General features: G+C 67.1%; 3 protein-coding genes. All 3 read right to left on the bottom strand.

The window, feature by feature from the left end; genetic code table 11:
- Nucleotides 1-244 (bottom strand): SAM-dependent methyltransferase (locus VHB27_RS16995; RefSeq protein WP_413788632.1); only part of this gene is annotated, 244 nt, incomplete at its 3' end.
- Complete coding sequence (locus tag VHB27_RS16990) at nt 241-1,182, bottom strand: Ppx/GppA phosphatase family protein (RefSeq protein WP_325602625.1); 942 nt, start codon at nt 1,180-1,182, stop codon at nt 241-243. The genes VHB27_RS16995 and VHB27_RS16990, both read right to left, overlap by 4 nt.
- Nucleotides 1,183-1,384: 202 nt before the next feature.
- Nucleotides 1,385-1,953 (bottom strand): GGDEF domain-containing protein (locus tag VHB27_RS16985; RefSeq protein WP_325602623.1); only part of this gene is annotated, 569 nt, incomplete at its 5' end.

Genomic DNA, 1,953 nt, shown 5'->3' with positions numbered 1-1,953 from the left:
TCCACCCGCCAGGCGCCGCGCCCAGATCGAGCACACGCATGCCCTTGCGGATCAGTTGGAACCGGTCATCCAACTCGATCAGCTTGAACGCCGCCCGCGATCGCCAGCCCTGTGCCTTGGCCGCCGCCACATATGGGTCATTCAACTGACGTGCGAGCCAGCGCGCCGAGGCCGGTGTCCGCTTCTTCGCCGTCTTGACCGAGACCGTCAGACCGCGCGGCGTCGAACCGCCCGACCGGGTCATCCGCGGCAGCCGTCCCGCCGCCGCCCGCCGCGGGCCCTGTCCGCGCGGATCAGCCGTAGCAGCACCCCTTCCCGCAGGCCGCGGTCCGCCACCATGACCGTGGGGGCGGGCCAAAGCCGGTTGATCGCGGCGAATACGGCGCAGCCGGGTAGGACGAATTCCACCCGGTCAGGCCCGACACAGGGATGCACCGTCAACCCCTCCCGCCCGAGGCAGCGGAGTTGCGCCAACGCATCGTCCGCTTCCTGCCGACAGAGCTCCACGCCGTCGACGTCCAGACGCCGATAGCGTTCCAGGTTCAGCGCCACGCCGGCCAGGGTCGTGACGGTTCCGCTGGTGCCCAGCAGGCGGACCCCGCCGCAGCGGATTTCCTTAGCGATGCAATGGACTGACTCGAATCCCAGCAGGCGTTCAATGACGTCCGCGACCATCGCCTCGAAGCCGGCGGTGGAGAACCCGGCGTCGCCCCAGCGCTCCGCCAGCGTCACCACGCCGATCGGCAGCGAGTCGTAGCCGATCAGCTCCGGGCGGCCCGCCGTCAGCCGCACCCAGGCGAGTTCGGTCGATCCGCCGCCAATGTCGAACAGCAACGCCCGTCGCCCCTCGCATCGAAGAAGGGGTGCGCAGCTTTCCAGTGCGAGTTCGGCTTCCTCGCGCCCGGTGATGATCCCGAATTCGAACCCCGTCTCCTGTTTCACTCGACACAGGAAATCGGCGCCGTTGCTGGCCCGGCGGCATGCCTCGGTCGCGATCGCGCGCACCTGGCGGACCTGCCGCCGTGCAAGGCGGGTCGCGCAGGTACGCAACGCGACGATGGCTCGCTCCATCGCCGGTTCACCCAGGCGGCCGGTGCTATGGAGCCCTTCCCCCAGGCGGACAATGCGCGAAAAGCTGTCAAGGACGCGAAACCCGTCGCCCGCCGGCGTTCCGACCAGCATGCGGCAGTTGTTGGTCCCCAGATCGAGAGCAGCGAACGCCGGTCCATAAGTGCGGCGTACAGCATCCTGCCGCGTGTCATTCCACCGCGCGGCGGTCTCAAGCTCGGCAGAGGCTTGCACCGGCACCATACCTGGATTGTCAATCGCATGACGGTCACGTGGCAAGCACGGAATGCAATTTTGTTTCCGGCTTGCGGTTTTTTCACCCGGATCGGTTGGGACCCGGTCTGACCGGCTGTGACTGTGATACACGCCAGGTTCCGCCCCCTTGAGCCTTGACTTCCCTGGCCGCCATATGCGCGCGGCGCAGCAGGGTACGGATGTCTTCCCCACTGACTGGCGGCCGGCTGGCAATACCGATAGACAGCGACACGGGCAGCCCCTGGGTCAGGTTGGCGAAGATCGGGCTGACACAGAGGGTTTCGGCCCGTTCGGCGGCGGTCATGTGGTCCATGCCGTCCTGCCAGACCGCAAACTCATCCTCCCCGATGCGCGCGACAAGGTCTGAAGGCCGCACCATGGCCCGCAACTGACTTGCCAGCCGTACCAGCACGCGGTCTGCCGCCGCTCGGCCGATCCGGTCGTTTAGCCGTTTGAGATCGTCGACATCCACCAGCGACAACGTGCCTACCATTCCGTCGCGGTCCAGCCGGTCAATGCGTCGATCCGCTTCGTCGACGAACCAGCGGCGGTTGGGGATTCCGGTCAGCGAATCGATACCGATCTGGCCGAAACCGGCGCTGATCGTATGGCGCAGCAGCATGGCCACCG

It is taken from the genome of Rhodopila sp., from assembly GCF_035548235.1.
Taxonomy (GTDB): Bacteria; Pseudomonadota; Alphaproteobacteria; order Acetobacterales; family Acetobacteraceae; genus Rhodopila.
Note: the sequence above shows the minus strand (reverse complement) of the source record. Positions and strands in the feature narration are given on the sequence as shown.